This window comes from Pseudidiomarina gelatinasegens, assembly GCF_004025325.1.
Lineage (GTDB): Bacteria > Pseudomonadota > Gammaproteobacteria > Enterobacterales > Alteromonadaceae > Pseudidiomarina > Pseudidiomarina gelatinasegens.
This window is the reverse complement of record NZ_RSFE01000003.1, coordinates 121,334-138,087: the sequence shown is the minus strand read 5'-3', so window position 1 is coordinate 138,087 and position 16,754 is coordinate 121,334. Positions and strand designations below refer to the sequence as shown.

The following is a 16,754-nucleotide window of genomic DNA, read 5'->3' as shown; positions in this document are numbered from 1 at the left end:
CCTAGGAACAAAGGGCTACAGGAAGGAATAGTGCCAAACCTAATCAGGTTCGCAGTATACATCGCTCTATTTTTATTGATCACGCTGAATGCGCGACCCGCGTCTGCCTATGTGTTATCGGCACAAGACGAACTGCCGGTGCTGTCGGCTCCCTCTCAAAGTCGCGAAGGTTATTTTGTATTAAAACTCTCTGAAGCACCAAGCCAAGCTCTATGGGTCGAGTATTCGACTAACCCTGAATTCACCAAGGTAGTTCGAACCTATCCGTGGTTCGGTGATTTTGATCGCATGACCTTGTCAGGATTTAGTAACGGTGAACATTTTTTCCGATTACGCAGCAACAACCAACCCCAAGCTAACCAAACTCAGTTAAGTAACGTTGTAAAAGTGCGCGTGGATCACTATCCGTTATGGCAAGCCATTGGGCTGTTTTTGGTCGGGTTAGTCGTATTCCTTTTTCTTGCTGGACTCATATGGACCAACCATCAACGGAGTCGCAATGATGACTGAAACGACAGACTTTGCCCTCAATAGTTCGCTCGGATTGGCCTTGGTGGTTATTTTTGGCCTCATTTGGATTGTGTTTGGGTGGTACTTGGGGCGCTCGAATAAAACCCATGAAGACTTTGCGCTAGCGGGGCGTAACGTTGGTTTTGCCCTCGCAGCAGCGACCGCGATGGCAACCTGGGTGACCAGTAATACCACCTTAGTTGCGCCGCAACTTACTTACCAATTTGGCATTTGGGGCATGGTTGGCTACTCCTTTGCCGCGCTTGGGTTAATCTTGTTTGCACCACTCGCAGCCCGGATAAAACGCTTGATGCCCAACGGTTACACCTCGGGTGATTTTATACGCTTACGCTTTGGCCAAGGGGCCTGGTGGGTGTTTATTGTTATCTCGGTGGTTTACGCGTTTGGCTGGTTAATCAGCTTAGGCATGGCTGGCGGTATACTCCTGCAAGCGTTAAGTGGGCTTGATTACCATATTGGCATGACGGCCATTCTTATCATCTGTGTCGGATATACCTTGTTTGGCGGGTTACGCGCCGTTATCGCCACCGACTTTATTCAGGCCTTGATTATCATTGTTGGTGTGGTGGCTATTGCGTGGTTCTTAATTGATACGGTTAGTTTAGAAAGCATTCATGGCGAATTGACGAATAATCATCCGAAACTTTTGGATTTGTTATTTCCAGCTGCGGTGATGTTTCTGTTCAACAATATTTTCTTTGGTTTGGGTGAAATTTTTCATTCAAACGTCTGGTGGTCACGGGCACTGGCGTTTAAAGGGAAAGTGGCGTTCAAAGCATTTTTATTGGGTGGCTTTTTATGGTTGCCGATACCTATTGTAACTGGGTTCATCGCCTTAGCAGCCCCCCAACTTGGAATTTTCCCGCCCAGCGCCGATATGGTGGGGCCCATGGTGGCCGCTGAAGTGCTCGGTAAGGTTGGTGCTATTGTTGTCTTTATTGTGGTTTTTTCCGCGTTAGCGTCTAGCCTTGATTCATTGCTGGCTGCGACATCTGACTTGGTAACTCGTGACATTTACCATAAAAAATTACGGCCAGCTGCGAAAGATCGCGATTTATTCCGTTTTAATCGGTACTGCATTGCCGGAATTGGTGTTGTTACTTGGTTGTTCTGTTTGCCACAGATTGCAACGTTGGGCGCGCTTTTAAATTTCGCCGGCGCTTTTGTTGCCAGCACTATCTTTCCAATTGTGCTGGGGTTATACCAACCTAAGTTATGTGGTCGTTATGCGGCGCTGGCAATGGCGAGTGGCACAGTGCTAGGCCTTGTTGGTTACTTTGCGATTGGGTTCTACGTTGCTGCACTAACGTCTTGCATCATTTCTGCAATCGTCTGCGCTGTTGGACTATGGCGCAGTAAGCAGCATTTTGACTGGCAGTTATTACAGGAGTCATCGTAATGCTTGGTTTAACCGGCTTTAGTGCCTTGGTGATGATTTGCTTAATTTTAGCAGCGATAGCGCCAGTAATTTTGCTTACGCTATGGCTTAAAGATTTATTTTCTAAACAACTTTGGTAACACACTTATGAATGTTAACGATGTCTCATTTGAACGTGAGCGGCCCGATGTGTATGGCGATGCCCATCCGAAAGCCTTGCTACGCGTTATACAGGAAGACGGCGACTTTTTGGTTAAGTTGGCGAACCAACATATTGTTTCGGGTGATCAATTTGATCAAGACACAATGAAACAATTGTTTCGGTTAGCGGCAAAAATCGAAAGCAATCCAAAGCGGTTTAGTTCTCCGTTACAAAATAAGATTCTAATTAGTGCTTTTTATGAACCAAGCACCCGCACACGACTTTCGTTTGAAAGTGCGTGGCATCGGTTGGGGGGTGACATCATGTCGATTACTGATCGCTCAACCACAGGTATAGCCAAAGGTGAGTGCTTGGCTGACGTGGCAGAAATGTTTAACAACTACGGTGACTGCGTCGTGTTGCGCGATAACAACGAAAGTTCACTATTTGAAATGATGGACGCTCTACGCATTCCAATTATTAATGCTGGCAACGGTGCCGATGAGCACCCGACGCAGGCGTTGTCAGATATGTACGCGATTTTCAAATGGCGACCAGAATTGGTCGACCCAGCCAATAACAGCAAAATTCGTATTGGTGTTATTGGGGTACCGAATAAAATGCGTACCGTACGCAGTTTTTTGAAGTGCTTGTCGGTATTTCCCCATGCGGTTGATGAGCTGGTGATTATTCATGATGAAGCGAGCACAGCCGACTTATTTGGTGCAGGCCAGCGCGAAGAATTGGAAGCGCGGGGTATTAAAATCACAACCAGTACCGAACTTGAATCGATACTCCCAACGCTTGATGTTGTTTACATCAATGCAATTTCTTGGGAAGGCGATACGTTCAATACCTACGGCAGTGCATTTCACCTGACTGCGAAGTCACCGTTAAAAGAAAATGCAATTATTTTACACCCGCTCGCGCGGGGCGAAGAACTCGCAACTGACCTCGACCATACTGCGCACAACTGGTATTTCAGCCAAGCGCGCGGTGCGGTATTTTTACGCATGGCCCTACTGACATGCATGGTAGAACGTGCAGAGCGTGTCATTGACGTCGTATAGAACAAGGACCCAGAAGTATGTGTGGAATTGCAGGAATTTTTAATCGTAACGCTGGCCAACAGCCGAACCCGCAAACCTTAGTTAATATGGCAGCGATTATGCATCATCGCGGGCCGGATGGATTTGGCTACCATGTAATGCCAAACTCCGGTGTAGGATTTAGTCATGCACGTTTGTCGATTATTGACTTAGATGAAGATCGGGCGCGTCAGCCCTTTGTAAACGACAGCGGCAACTTACTGTTAGCACACAATGGTGAGTTTTATGACTTTAAGCGAATCCGTGCAGATTTGACCGCGCGTGGCGCGCGCTTTCGTACCAAAAGCGACTCAGAAATCGTTTTGCATTTGTATGAACGTGAAGGCTTGAACGAAACATTAAAACACTTGCGCGGTGAGTTCGCTTTTGGCTTATACGATACGCAAGAAGATGCCATGTATTTGGTGCGTGACCGCTTCGGCATCAAACCTCTCTATTACACCGAAACACCGGAGGGTGTGGTGTTCGGTTCTGAACTGAAAGTATTGTTTGCGCACCCAGCAGTGCAGCGTAAGTTTTCATCGGAAGGTTTATATCATCAACTTATTCAAGTGATGGTGCCGGGCTCAACCGCATTTGAAGGGATTAAACAAGTTGCGCCAGGGCATGTTGTGAAAGTTGTGCGTAATTCAGACCAGCTTGAGTTGAGCGAGCAAAAATACTGGGACGTTAACTTTCCACTCGCACATGAATACCCAGGTGATGACGTCGACGAACAGCAATACATTGATGGTGTGCGTAAACACCTTCTAGAGGCCGTTCAGCACCGTTTAACCGCAGATGTTCCCGTAGGATGCTATTTGTCCGGAGGAATTGATTCTTGTGCCATTTTGGGACTATCGGCAGCGGCTACGCAAACCTCAGTAAAAGCGTTTACCATTGGCTTTGATTCCAATGACTATGATGAAACGCCCATTGCGCAGGAAATGGCTGAAGCGACGGGCGCTGATCATCACATCATGCGGTTGAAAGCCGATGATTTATATGACCACTTTGTTAAAACGATATGGCATACGGAACGCACCATCTACAACACACTTGGCGTAGCCAAGTACCTGATGAGTCAGCAGGTACATGATGTGGGCTATAAAGTGGTTTTAACGGGCGAAGGTTCAGATGAATTGTTTGCTGGCTACCCGGCATTTCGTAAGGACATGTTTTTACATGGTCTCGATCATCTGCCCGACAGCGAACGCAAAGCCTGGCAGGAGTTGCTGGAGAAAAATAACAAGCTGTTTAAGGGCGCCATGTTAGCTCGCGAAGAGTTTGTGAGTCCGGCGTTTAACGCAAAGATGGGCTTTACTCCAAGCTGCGTGCAACCTTGGTTGTCATGTGCTGATACGGCCTTACCGCTAATAAGCGAAGAACGCCGTGCGGAGCTCGATGACTATGACGCGGGTAAGGCGATTGCGAACACCTTGGATGAGGCGATGTTGAAAGGGCGTCACCCACTGGACAGAGCGCAATATGTCTGGATAAAGACCATGCTTGAGGGGCAAATTTTGACCTGGGGTGGCGATCGTGTCGATATGGCGAACTCTATGGAAGCCCGGCCACCATTTTTAGATCATCACCTAGCCGAGTATGCCTTTACTGTGCCACCGCACCTGCGTATTAAGGGCAACAAAGAAAAATACGTGCTGCGTGAAGCCATGAAAGGTTTGCTGCCGGAAACCTTGTACAAACGTGAAAAGTTCGCGTTTATGGCCCCTCCGGCGCATACCGATCCGAAAAAGTGGCAGGCAGTGTTAAAACTGGCTGAACAGTTTCTGTCAGAAGATGCCGTTAAAGAAGCGGGTTTGCTGGACTATGCAGAAGTGCAGCGTACTTTTGAAAAACATGAGTCGGACGCGGTGCCGATTGACGAGAAAGTGCAGCTCGATGCAGTAATTAACCATATGCTTGGTGTGCAAATATTGCACCATCACTTTGTTAAAACCGATGTGCCTGCATTGGCCCAACAACGGGCCAATGAGCTTGGCTGGTGCGCTTAACGCACCAGCTTTAATAGGGCTTTGGCGATATCGGTGTTATCGATGTAACCTTTAAACGCGTCAGCGCCCGGGCCAGATGCCATTACCGGAACATCCACAGCGGTGTGTCCGGTGGTGGTCCACCCGGTACGTGTGTGTTCGCTAATAATAGGAACCAACACGTTTCGAATTGGGGCGAGGCGGCTTCGGCCTTTCAGGTCAGGGCTAATAGTGATGGCAGCGATTTGTTGCCATTGTTGTTCGGTTAGCTCAAGATTTAAGCGAGGCGCTAAATACTCGCGCCACTCAGATTTTGGTAAATCGAGCAGGGCCGTCGCCATCACTTCAAGCGACTGGTTGATGCCCATAACCTTGTCTGAATACCACGCATACTCACCGCCTTGTCCAAGCGTTAGGCCGCCTGTGGAATGATCCGCTGTGATCACGAGCAACGTGTTTGGATGTTGCTTCATATAATCACGTACCACTTCGACAGCAGCGGCAAAGTCAGCCATTTCATGCACTGCACAGGCAATATCATTCGCATGCCCACACCAGTCAATCATACTGCCTTCAACCATCAATGCGAACGGCTTGCCGTTTTGTGCTGATTTGTGGGTTAGAGCGCGTAACGCGTGTTGGGTCATTTGGGCTAAGCGCTCTGGTTCGTCATCAATTGCAAAGGGCAATGCAGTTGGAGCGAACAAGCCCAACACAGGTGTTGTTTCAACCGTATCGAGTTGGTCCATTTCCGTGACCACAGTCATGCCTTGTTGCTCTAATTTCGGCAGCCAATTCATGTCGTCACGATTAAAGTAGTCGTAGCCACCGCCAAGTAATACATCGAAACTCCATCCGCCTTCAGTGACTTGCTGAGCATAGGAATCCGCAATGGCGTTGTAGAGACTGCGCGAAGGGTGATGGGTAAAGAAACTGGCAGGCGTCGCGTGGTTTACCTGTACCGTTGCGACAGCGCCTGTCGACCAGCCTTTACTGCGAGCAAGCTCCATTAGCGTTTGTTGTGGTAGCTTTTGCGCATCAACGCCAATTGCACCATTGTAGCTCTTATGGCCAGTAGCTAGAGCTGTTGCACTCGCGGCGGAATCCGTAACCCAGGTGCTATCTTCAGGATAGGTGGTTGCGGCGCCAACCAAGAGGTCGTCAAATGGCGTCGAAGCTAAATGTTCAGAACCTATCTCGCTCATGGCATAACGATAAGCGGAAATATATTCAAACCCCATGCCGTCACCAATCATAAAGATAATATTTGGTGCTGAATTGGGTTGAGCAGAAGCTTCTGGTTTATTAGTCGCTGAGTTAGCGGCACAGCCTGATAATACCAGTGTAGCCATCGTCATGGCTGTAGTTACGCGTAACAACATAAATATTATCCACTTAATGATGATTATCGATATTTTAATCTTCAAAGATGACAGCGGTATGACGCTTCATCCGCTGCCGACACTGTCAGTATTTAGATCTAAAACTGTATGTCCGCATATACCGGATCATGATCTGACGCACGGTAAGGCGACGGGGCATACCAGTTTGGATTTTTATTCGCGTTATTGTATTGCAATAGAGTTGGCTCATCAGCATTTATTGACCAAATAGCCTGATTGACCACCCGTGCTGTGAGGCCTGAAGAAACCAATAAATGGTCAAGGCTGCCGGCCTGAGCGTCATAGACATAGCTGTAGCCTTGCGGGTTAAAGTAGTCTATTCGATTGTAATAACCGCGTTTTAATAATGTCTGAATCGGATCTTCTTGTGCATAAGCATTGAAATCACCCATGAGCACGCGCAAAGAGTGACGCCGCAGTTCAGGATGATTATCAATGAAGTCAGCCAGCAGTTGCGATGACTCTGTGCGGGCTTGATTCCAACAGGCCTGGCCATCGTTCTGATTAGCGTTGGCATCTTTCCGATCACTTGGACAGCTGCCTTTAGACTTAAAATGATTGACTGAAATCACTAGGTTTTCGACGGTGTTGTAGGGTACAAAACGTTGAATAAGAGGAAGTCGACTGCGCTGCCCAAAAGGTGCTTGGTTAATTGTTAACGGTTCCCCTTCAGGACGTACCTTGTCGCTACGGTAAATTAAGCCATTGGTAATGGCATCAGTGCCGAAGCGGTCTTGATCGGCCTGAATAAAGCGCCATGGGTGCCCTGTGGCTGTTGCTAAGGCATCAGTTAGCTCGTGAATTGCACTGTGACTGTTGTAGCCATCGTTTTCAATTTCCATTAAGCCAATCACATCGGCATTTAACTGGCTCAGTGCTGCGATAATCTTTTGATGCTGGCGAGCAAATTCTTCCGCAGTTTTTGCCCCTCGTTCAGTTGGAAATGATTTTTCACGACCCTCGCCGTTAAAATAGTTAAGCACGTTGAATGCTGCCACTCTTATAGTATTCGTCGCTGGGCTTTGCGGTGGCTGCGGGCGACTGTTGGTTTTAATCACTTCAATGGTTGAAGTGGGTTGCAGCCGATAATCGCCACGAAACTCGCTTAATATACCAGATACTGGGCCGATGGTATCGCCACTGCGTAAGCTATTGTCGGCACTAAGTGCGGGTGCCGGAATTTTGATTTCGTCAGGATTTGGTGCTTGGTTGTCATCGATAACAAGGCGAGCAAGTTTATTCGCCAGTGCACGCTTACGAGCAGGCTCACCCGGTTCAACATGCTGCGTTGGTGTGTATAAACGATGCGGTGCAACATCGAACTGACCATGACGAAGTAATTGATAATGTCCATTTACAGTTAATGACTGCGTTAACGAGAGCAGCATGCCTTCAAGCGCTTCGAATTGCTCAAAGTTTGCAACCGGCAATTCAAATTGCGTCGGTTCTACGGTCAGGTTGCTGTCACAAACCGCGAAGGCTGTGATCGTGTCAATTTGCGTGAGGCCATTACTCTCACCAATGGTACCAGTAACATACGCCAGCTCACCAACATTCATCGATAGTGTGGTATTCGCAGCTGAAACGAATAGCCCTTCGGATGTCATCGCGTTGTTGTCGACGTCATTGGGTACGCTTTGTATAAAGTAACCACCCAGCGCGTCGGAACTCTGCCATGCTGCGGTTACCACGCCTCGGATAGTGACTTGCTGACCGACCAGGCTTGATTCTGCACTGGTGCCTTGTATTTGATTAATACGGGTAACGTCGCTTAAGCACAGCGGTGGCTGCGCTACTTGAGCGCAACTGGCAAGTACCAGTATCGAGAGGCTACTTAGGCTTGCGCGTACGATATTTTTTTTGTTCATAGGTTCCTACTTCAAGTACGTTTGCGGCATCGAGTCGTTCCGCATCCATCATGGCAGCTATTCGTTGCATTCCAGCCACTAACTGTGATTGTTCCCAATCAGCGAGTGCCTGAAATTTATGAATAAAATCTTCTTGTAGCGGGCGAGGCGCTTCGGCAAGACGCGCTCGGCCCGTTGGCGTTAGTGATAAAACAACGCGGCGTCTATCCTGCGTGCTGCGCTCGCGGTGAATCAGTTCGCGATGCTCTAACCGATCAATAACATTACTTACCGTAGCCGGGCTCAAGGTAATATTTTGGGCAACTGAACTGGCTGTAATACCGTCCGGTGCTGCAGCAATTTCCCTCAGAATCAATAATTGCGGGGCCGTTAGCCCCGTTAATTTGTTTAACTGTTTTGAGTACAAATCTGTTGCACGTATAACCTTTCTCAGCGCAAGCAGCAGTTCTTCGTACTTTTCCATAGCAATTCCTATGCTCTTACTTAGCGCAGCTCAGCGTCGCGCCGATAAGTCAGTGCGGCGAATCTGGACCACTAAACCGAGTTGTGGGTGATCAAAGTAATGGGTTTCATGACTGATCACGCGACGTAACTGGTTCAGTCGATAGCTGCGCAAAAACTGTGAAGTTATTCGTTCCACTTGCAATGCTTGTTCGAGCTGCGCTGGCAGTTCGCGTTGATTGAAACGCACCTTTTGAGGTGATCGCAATTCAAGATCACTGTCGATATGCAAATAGTTGCCCACCAAGTAGATATGCAAAGTACCATCCAGTTCCCACACCGGTGTTGGGCGCTCGGAATGCTCTCGTTCCGGCAGCAGTGGCGGTGGATTTGGAGTGCGGTGATCACGATAACTCAAATTGAGCGCGTTCTGATTAACTTGATCTAACAGTATTTCGAGCTCTTCAAATAACTGTGGTTCACTGTCGCTAGTATCATCAATGGCGTCGAGGTGAGCAAAAGGTGGCTGTTCGTATCCGCTTGGTAAGAAGCTTTGGCCAAAGTTACGGCCACCGAACAAGCGAACTTTATTATTAGCACTGCGGTTAAAAACGGGAATTCGATAGGTTACATGCAGCAACGGCGTGCCAACATTTCGACGTTCCAGCTGTTCTCGGAAATCATTAAAGGTGTGCGCAGTTTCCGCCAGCAGATAAGGTCCGGTCGACTGTGTCATGTCGCCACCAAAACCGTTAATTACAGTTGCCGGCGCATGTTTGAAACCACTCAAAATTCGCTCTGGTTGATACCAAGGTTCAGCGAACGGATCGAGTTCATTGGCTTGGGCACAAAACACAGGGCGTACTTGAAGTCTCTGCTCCGAATCAGGGCACTTAGGAATATCATGAAGCAGGCCATAAAAATTTGGTGCATAAAACTCTGAAAGTGGATCATTGGCTACTTCCACCTGGCGAGGGGGGTGCCAAGGGAATTCTTCGATATCAGCAGTTTCGGTGTGCTTAAACACCAACACCTCAACCTCAAACCAACGCCAATCTTCAGGGTTTTCCTGAGCGAAACCAGCGGTAGAAATAGCTAAACCAAATGCGATTAGGCTCGTACGCAACCAAGCAGTCATAATTATCCTCGTGCAAACTCGTCTAATAACGACTCTACCAGTTTCAGACGACCTTGAGTATCATCTATTTTACGAAGAATACGTAAACGATTAGGGCCGTCAAGACGGTATTCATCCGGTTGAGATTGAATTAAACCAATCAAAATTTGCGGAGACACACGCGTGTCATCGGCAAACTCGATGTTAATACTCTGCGGGCCACCGTCTATTTTACGAATTCCCAGTGCGCCGGCCCGATTGCGTAGTTCAGTTACCCGCACCAGGTTTTTAACTGCATCGGGTAAAAGACCAAAGCGGTCAATCAGTTCAACCTGAATTTCATGCAAACTTTGCACATCGTCACTACTCGCAATGCGTTTATAGAGGCTTAAGCGAGTATTCACATCGGCGATGTAGGTTTCAGGTAATAACGCTGGCACACGAAGATCAATTTCTGTTTGGGCTTTAAGTAACTGATCAAGAGCGGGCTGTTTGCCTTCGCGTAATGCTTTCACTGCTTGTTCGAGCATTTCCATATAGAGCGTGAAGCCGATGGTTTCAATTTGTCCACTTTGGTCATCACCAAGCAATTCACCCGCACCACGAATTTCCAGGTCGTGTGTCGCCAGCATGAAACCAGCGCCCAGGTCTTCAAGTTGGGAAATCGCTTCAAGACGTTTCATCGCGTCTTTGGTCATGCGCTTCGGATTTGGCGTTAACAAGTATGCGTATGCTTGATGGTGCGAACGTCCAACGCGACCGCGTAACTGATGCATTTGGGCCAGTCCGAGATGATCCGCGCGATCCATAATGATGGTATTGGCGGTTGGCACATCAATGCCGGTTTCCACAATGGTTGTGCAAACCAGCACGTTATAACGTTGATGATAAAAATCCGACATAATGCGTTCGAGGTCACGTTCACGCATTTGCCCGTGCGCCACAGTCACCCGCGCTTCTGGAACTAACGCTGCTATGGTCGCAGCAGTTTTCTCAATGGTTTCGACATTATTGTGCAAAAAGTAAACTTGACCGCCACGCAGAATCTCACGCAGCACCGCCTCACGAATTGTTGGCTCATCATATTCACGCACAAAGGTTTTAACCGCTAAGCGCTTGGCCGGTGGGGTAGCGATAATGGATAAATCGCGCACGCCGTGCATGGCCATATTTAATGTGCGCGGAATTGGGGTTGCGGTAAGCGTTAAAATATCAACGTCAGCACGTAAGCGTTTTACGGCTTCTTTTTGGCGCACCCCAAAGCGGTGTTCTTCGTCAACAATTAGCAGCCCGAGATCTTTGAACTTTACGTCGGCGCTCAGCAGTTTATGCGTGCCAATCACCAAATCAATTTTGCCTTGCGCGAGATCTTCTAAAATCTTTTGCGTTTGCTTGCCAGTTTTAAAACGTGACAGAACTTCAACGCGAATCGGCCAATCCGCGAAACGGTCTTTAAAGTTTTCAAAATGTTGTTGCGCCAATAAGGTTGTGGGTACTAACACAGCCACTTGTTTCGCGTCGCTAACCGCAACGAAAGCGGCGCGCATGGCAACCTCTGTTTTACCAAAACCGACGTCACCACAGACCAAACGGTCCATCGCACGGTCAGACTGCATGTCGGCAAGTACACCTGTAATTGCCGCCTGCTGATCATCAGTTTCTTCAAACGGGAAGCTGTTGGCAAAGCGCTGGTATTCTTCAGTATCAAGATTATAGGCGTAACCTGGTTTCGCTTCGCGCCGGGCATACACATCGAGTAGCTCGGCCGCAACATCACGAATTTTTTCAGCAGCTTTGCGTTTCGCTTTTTCCCATTGGTCGTTACCGAGTTTGTGTAGTGGCGCTGAGGCTTCCTCACCACCGCTGTAGCGGCTCAATACGTGCAGCGCTGCTACCGGCACATAAAGTTTACTGCCACTGGCATATTCGATAGTCACAAACTCGGTAGTGACGCCACCTGTGTCCAGGGTTTGCAAACCTTGATACCGGCCCACGCCATGATCGATATGAACAACCGGTTGGCCAATGCGCAGCTCAGCTAAGTTGCGCACCATATTTTCAGCACTGACAGTCGCTTTTTGATCGCGGCGACGGCGCTGAGCAATGCGTTGACCTAATAATTCGGTTTCGGTAATAACCAGTAATTTTTGTTCGGGCAAGGCAAACGAATTAATAATAGGGCTTACACAAATGCCGCTCGTATCCGTGCTTGTTATAAAGTCATCAAACTGGTCAAACTCGGTCAAGTGCAATTGCAACGGCGCCAATAATTCCCGCAAGGTTTCGCGGCGCCCAGCTGATTCCACCAAAAACAGCACGCGCTGTTTCTCGGCGAACGCCTGTTGTAAGCGCTTTTGTAAGCTCTCGAGTGGGTTCTTTAATTGATGATTAACCGCAATCTCGCCCAAACTATCGGTTTTGAAAAGCTGCGGGCCTGGCTGCGGTTTTCCGTCGGGTACCATGGCCCGAATACGCGGCATGGCCTTAAATGCACCGTGTACCTGATCAGCGGATAAAAATAGTTGTGCTGGCGGAACTAAGGGGCGCAGCGGGTCATAGCGACGTTGCTCGTAGCGTTGATTGATATCGTGCCAGAGTTGATCAAGGCTGCCTTGTAGATCGCCAAACGAAACCAGTAGTGTGTTATCCGGTAAGTAATCAAATAGGCTTGCAGTTTGTTCGAAGAATAGCGGCAAGTAATATTCGACGCCGCCTGGGAACTGTTGGTTCGAGACCTGATAGTAAACTGAATCACGGGAGTTCGACGCGTCAAACATCTCGCGGTAACGCGCGCGAAACGCATCAATCGCTGCTGGCGACGTCGGAAATTCGTGAGCAGGTAATAAGTTGATTGCGTCAATTTCTGCCGAGGACAACTGTGTGTCTGGGTCAAATATGCGAATTGAATCAACTTCATCGTCAAAAAAATCAATGCGATAGGGCTGCGAACTGCCCATTGGAAATAAATCTAGCAAGGAACCGCGTACGCAGAACTCACCATGCTCCATTACCTGGGCAACGTGCCGATAACCGGCGCGCTCAAGGCGCTGCCGCAGGCCATGGATGTCCAGTTTCTGGCCCTTATTAACCTGAACAGCTTGCCCCGCAACATAGTTAGTGGGAGCAATACGATGCATTAACGTATTTAACGAAACAATCAGTGCGCCACGTTGCATATCCGGTAGGCGTGCAAGCACACTCAAACGCTCTGAAATAATATCCTGATGCGGTGAAAAGCTGTCGTAGGGCAAGGTTTCCCAGTCAGGAAACACCATCACTTGCTGGCGCCAGGTTGGCGTGAAATATTGCACTTCATGTTCAAGACGATGGGCTTGCGGAGCGTCCGGTGTAACGACCAGTACCGGCCCGTCATGTTGTTCAATGAGCTGTCCAAGCGCAAGCGCAACACTGCTTCCAGCAAGGTTTTGCCAGGTGATATCTCGAGTTGCATTCGCGGGTTTTGGTGGCGTTAGAATAGACGCTTTGGTCATGAGTTTTTTAATTCTCTACTGCGTTTCATTGTATGCATTGAAGTATACCGCAACTTGACGCTTGGATCAGTCGTCAGTTTTCTTTATGCTTGCTGCGCGAGCTATTTAGCAATGAGTTATTTAGGACACACATGTTTAAGCCAGCTGCTTTATTTTTGGGAATACGATACAGCCGAGCCCGTCACGGGAATCGGTTTACTCGATTTATTAATCGATTTGCCCTTGCTGGAATTCTTATCGGTGTAGCTGCATTAATTATTGTTAGTTCGGTTATGAATGGCTTTGAAGCCCAGCTCAAGCAACGTATTTTAGGCGTTGTCCCCCAATTAACAATTACCTCAAATAGTACTGCTGGCATTTCGGATTGGCAGCAATTGGCTGCCAGCATCCCAAAGTTACCCGGCCAGCGCGCTTTGGTGCCTCAGGTGGGCAGTGCGGGTGTGGTGCAAAGCAGTGGCCAGTTACGACCGGTATACATTCAAGGTTTGTTTCCTGATGCTGCCGATGCGCGTGAACAATTTCAACCGCTCAATGATAATATTCTGTATGGCAGCTTGAACGCGCTTCAAGAGGGTAGTTACAGCGTGGTGTTGGGACAAACACTGGCGCAGCAGCTTGACGTTTGGCCGGGCGATTCAATACGGGTTATTGCGGCGGCTGGCGGTATTTACACTCCCTTAGGTCTGATGCCAGCGCAACGTCAGTTTACAGTGGCTGGTATTGTTGCGATGCAGTCAGAAGCCGATAAACAATTGCTTATCATGCATGGCGCTGATGCCGCACGACTTTTGAGATTACCGCAAGGGCATGTTTCTGCGTTACGCTTCTACTTTAACGACCCATTTAACGCATTGACTGCTGAGCCGCAGCTAAAGGCCCATTTAGACAGTACATTAACGACGCATACCTGGCGTGAACAGTATGGTGAGTTGTTTGATGCGGTAAGCATGGAAAAACGAATGGTCGGCCTCATGTTAGGGCTTATTATAGCTGTGGCGGCGTTCAATATTGTGTCTGCGCTGATGATGGTGATTCAAGACAAACGCTCCGATATTGCTATTTTGCAAACCATGGGCATGCGCCGCGGTCATTTGTATTTGATGTTTATGATTCAAGGGTTAGCTAACGGAGTTGTAGGTGCGCTAGTGGGCTTGCTACTGGGTGTTACAGGGGCGAGTTACGTGAATGAAATTCTGTCAGCGTTGCAAGTAGACTTGAGCTTTACCGGGCAAGCGGGCCTACCGGTGCTGATGCAGTCAGAGCAAATTATTACAATTGTACTGGCAGCGATGTTGCTGACCTTGTTGGCGACCTTTTATCCTGCTTGGCGAGCAAGTCAAATATTGCCTGCCGAAGCCTTACGCTACGAATAATACAAGGATTGCACAGAATGTTGATGGAATGCCGCCAATTATCCCGTGTTTATCAAGACGGTGACCGCCAATTGCGGGTGCTACAACAAGTTGATCTTGCTATCGAATCAGGCGAAATGCTCGCCATCGTTGGTAGCTCGGGCTCGGGGAAAAGTACCTTACTGCATTGCATGGGGGGGCTTGATAAACCCACTTCCGGCGACGTGTTGTTCGCCGGCGAACCGATTCAGAACTGGTCCGCAAATACGCTTGCAGACTGGCGCAATCAAGAATTGGGTTTTATTTACCAGTTCCACCATTTGTTACCTGAATTTTCAGCCTTGGAAAATGTTGCCATGCCGCAGTTGATTGCGGGCGTTAGTGGTGCTGCTGCAGAAGCGCGGGCGCAGGAATTACTTCAGCGCGTCGGGTTAAGCGAGCGTATGAATCATCGCCCGGCAGAGTTATCCGGTGGTGAGCGTCAACGCGTAGCCATCGCGCGGGCACTCGTCAATGGGCCGCGGCTAGTGCTCGCCGATGAACCGACAGGTAATCTCGATGATACAACAGCCATTCAAATATTTGAGCTGTTACAAGAATTAAACCGTGAGCTAACCACAGCGTTTGTCATTGTTACGCATGATCAGTCTTTGGCAGCGCAATTGCCACGCACATTAACTTTGCATCATGGGCAGCTTGTGCCTCCGGAACAAAGCTAATGATGCAGCCATGGAATCTAACGTGGCAATTGGCAACACGCTTTCGAAAACGCAGAGAGCGCAGCGGCTTTGTGTCATTTATTTCAGCATCGTCAACGCTAGGAATTGCGCTCGGCTGTATGGTCTTTATTGCCGGATTAAGCGTGATGAATGGTTTTGAGAAGGTGTTGCAAGAGCGCTTTTTGAGTCTCATTCCGCACGTTGAATTTAGCGCCGTTGATAGTCAGCTTGACGATGCTCAGAAAATCATTGATATCAGCTTGGCGCATCCACAGGTGATTAGCGCAAAACGGGTTATTCGTACGCAAGGTATGGTTCAACAAGGTGCCCAATTCACCGGGGTGCAGGTGCAAGGCGTTGACACCAGTCAACCTCAATCAATTGAAAGTTATACGGACGAGTCAACGTGGCAAGCGTTACAAAGCACTCCGAAAGGCGTCATGCTGGGCGCCCAGCTCGCTAAAAAGCTTAAGGTTGAGGCTGGCGACTCAATTATTTTACTAGTAGCTCAAAATGGTAATTTCCGCGAGCCTAAACGAACTCGTTTACAGGTGCTTGGATTCTTTAATTTTGGCGGTCAGGTTGATCATCAATTTGCTTATGTAAAGCTCGATACCGCACGAGAAATGGTTGGTATCACGACCGGAACAACCGCTGTTGAACTGAGTTTGACGGATGTGCTGCAGGCGCAGCGTGTTGCGAACGAATTAGGCAGCCAGATACAAGAATACATTTATTTAGATAGTTGGATGCGAGCGCAAGGGCATTTATATCGCGATATTCAATTGGTACGGGTGGTCATGTATTTGGTGTTGGTTTTAGTGTTAGCTGTGGCTTGCTTTAATATTGTGTCGACCTTGGTTATGACAGTTCAAGAAAAACAGCGGCATATTGGTATCTTAGCTACCATGGGCTTACGCTCGAAGAAAATCATGCAAGTGTTTGTCTGGCAAGGGTTACAGAACGGTTTGTTTGGCGTAGCACTCGGCGTAATTGCCGGCCTATTACTCACTACAGCCTTGCCTGATTTAATGAGTTTGGTGCAATGGCTTAGTGGTGAAACGTTACTGGCGAGCGACGTGTATTTTATCAATCAAATTCCGGTGCAACTGCAGTGGCTTGATGTGCTTTTGGTTGCAGCGGTGGCGGTGTTGATGAGCGTTTTAGCAACGTTATATCCAGCCTGGCGTGCGGCAAAAACGGAAATAGTGCAAGCGGTTAGCGGCTAAA

Annotated in this window: 12 protein-coding genes; 7 read left to right on the top strand and 5 right to left on the bottom strand. The window is 48.4% G+C overall.

Annotation, left to right across the window (positions count from 1 at the left end; genetic code table 11):
* The first annotated feature begins 30 nt into the window (after positions 1 to 30).
* The 4 genes from EGC76_RS04900 to asnB all read left to right on the top strand — a co-directional run bounded on the left by EGC76_RS04900 (position 31) and on the right by asnB (position 5,154).
* The gene (locus EGC76_RS04900; RefSeq protein WP_128351892.1) at positions 31 to 510 is read left to right on the top strand and encodes a hypothetical protein; all 480 of its coding nucleotides are present in this window, start codon (positions 31 to 33) and stop codon (positions 508 to 510) included.
* Positions 500 to 1,930: a sodium:solute symporter family protein gene (locus EGC76_RS04895; RefSeq protein ID WP_246013903.1), complete on the top strand. Its 1,431-nt coding sequence runs from the start codon at positions 500 to 502 to the stop codon at positions 1,928 to 1,930. Before EGC76_RS04900 ends, EGC76_RS04895 begins: the two co-directional genes overlap by 11 nt.
* A gap of 126 nt (positions 1,931 to 2,056) precedes the next feature.
* Positions 2,057 to 3,121, top strand: a complete 1,065-nt coding sequence (locus EGC76_RS04890) for an aspartate/ornithine carbamoyltransferase family protein (protein WP_128351891.1) — start codon at positions 2,057 to 2,059, stop codon at positions 3,119 to 3,121.
* 17 nt (positions 3,122 to 3,138) lie between these two features.
* Complete coding sequence (gene asnB, locus EGC76_RS04885) at positions 3,139 to 5,154, top strand: asparagine synthase (glutamine-hydrolyzing) (RefSeq protein ID WP_128351890.1); 2,016 nt, start codon at positions 3,139 to 3,141, stop codon at positions 5,152 to 5,154.
* On the opposite strand, the gene EGC76_RS04880 is transcribed toward asnB, so the two are convergent.
* From EGC76_RS04880 to mfd, 5 genes are all read right to left on the bottom strand, one after another.
* Positions 5,151 to 6,515, bottom strand: a complete 1,365-nt coding sequence (locus EGC76_RS04880) for an alkaline phosphatase (RefSeq protein ID WP_246013902.1) — start codon at positions 6,513 to 6,515, stop codon at positions 5,151 to 5,153. The two genes, asnB and EGC76_RS04880, sit on opposite strands and share 4 nt — an antisense overlap.
* Before the next feature lie 98 nt (positions 6,516 to 6,613).
* The gene (locus tag EGC76_RS04875; protein ID WP_128351889.1) at positions 6,614 to 8,404 is read right to left on the bottom strand and encodes an ExeM/NucH family extracellular endonuclease; all 1,791 of its coding nucleotides are present in this window, start codon (positions 8,402 to 8,404) and stop codon (positions 6,614 to 6,616) included.
* Positions 8,367 to 8,867: a MarR family winged helix-turn-helix transcriptional regulator gene (locus tag EGC76_RS04870; RefSeq protein ID WP_128351888.1), complete on the bottom strand. Its 501-nt coding sequence runs from the start codon at positions 8,865 to 8,867 to the stop codon at positions 8,367 to 8,369. Before EGC76_RS04870 ends, EGC76_RS04875 begins: the two co-directional genes overlap by 38 nt.
* Positions 8,868 to 8,897: 30 nt before the next feature.
* Positions 8,898 to 9,983, bottom strand: a complete 1,086-nt coding sequence (locus EGC76_RS04865; RefSeq protein ID WP_128351887.1) for a CsiV family protein — start codon at positions 9,981 to 9,983, stop codon at positions 8,898 to 8,900.
* Between the two features lie 2 nt (positions 9,984 to 9,985).
* The gene (gene mfd, locus EGC76_RS04860) at positions 9,986 to 13,453 is read right to left on the bottom strand and encodes a transcription-repair coupling factor (protein ID WP_128351886.1); all 3,468 of its coding nucleotides are present in this window, start codon (positions 13,451 to 13,453) and stop codon (positions 9,986 to 9,988) included.
* Between the two features lie 131 nt (positions 13,454 to 13,584).
* On the opposite strand from mfd, the gene EGC76_RS04855 reads away from it, so the two are divergent.
* From EGC76_RS04855 to EGC76_RS04845, 3 genes are read left to right on the top strand one after another with little or no spacing between them, the layout of a single operon-like run.
* Positions 13,585 to 14,826: a lipoprotein-releasing ABC transporter permease subunit gene (locus EGC76_RS04855; RefSeq protein ID WP_128351885.1), complete on the top strand. Its 1,242-nt coding sequence runs from the start codon at positions 13,585 to 13,587 to the stop codon at positions 14,824 to 14,826.
* A gap of 17 nt (positions 14,827 to 14,843) precedes the next feature.
* Positions 14,844 to 15,524, top strand: coding sequence for a lipoprotein-releasing ABC transporter ATP-binding protein LolD (gene lolD / locus EGC76_RS04850; RefSeq protein WP_128351884.1), 681 nt, complete (start codon positions 14,844 to 14,846; stop codon positions 15,522 to 15,524).
* Complete coding sequence (locus tag EGC76_RS04845; RefSeq protein WP_246013901.1) at positions 15,524 to 16,753, top strand: lipoprotein-releasing ABC transporter permease subunit; 1,230 nt, start codon at positions 15,524 to 15,526, stop codon at positions 16,751 to 16,753. The genes lolD and EGC76_RS04845 overlap by 1 nt, the downstream gene beginning before the upstream one ends.
* Position 16,754: the final 1 nt, after the last annotated feature.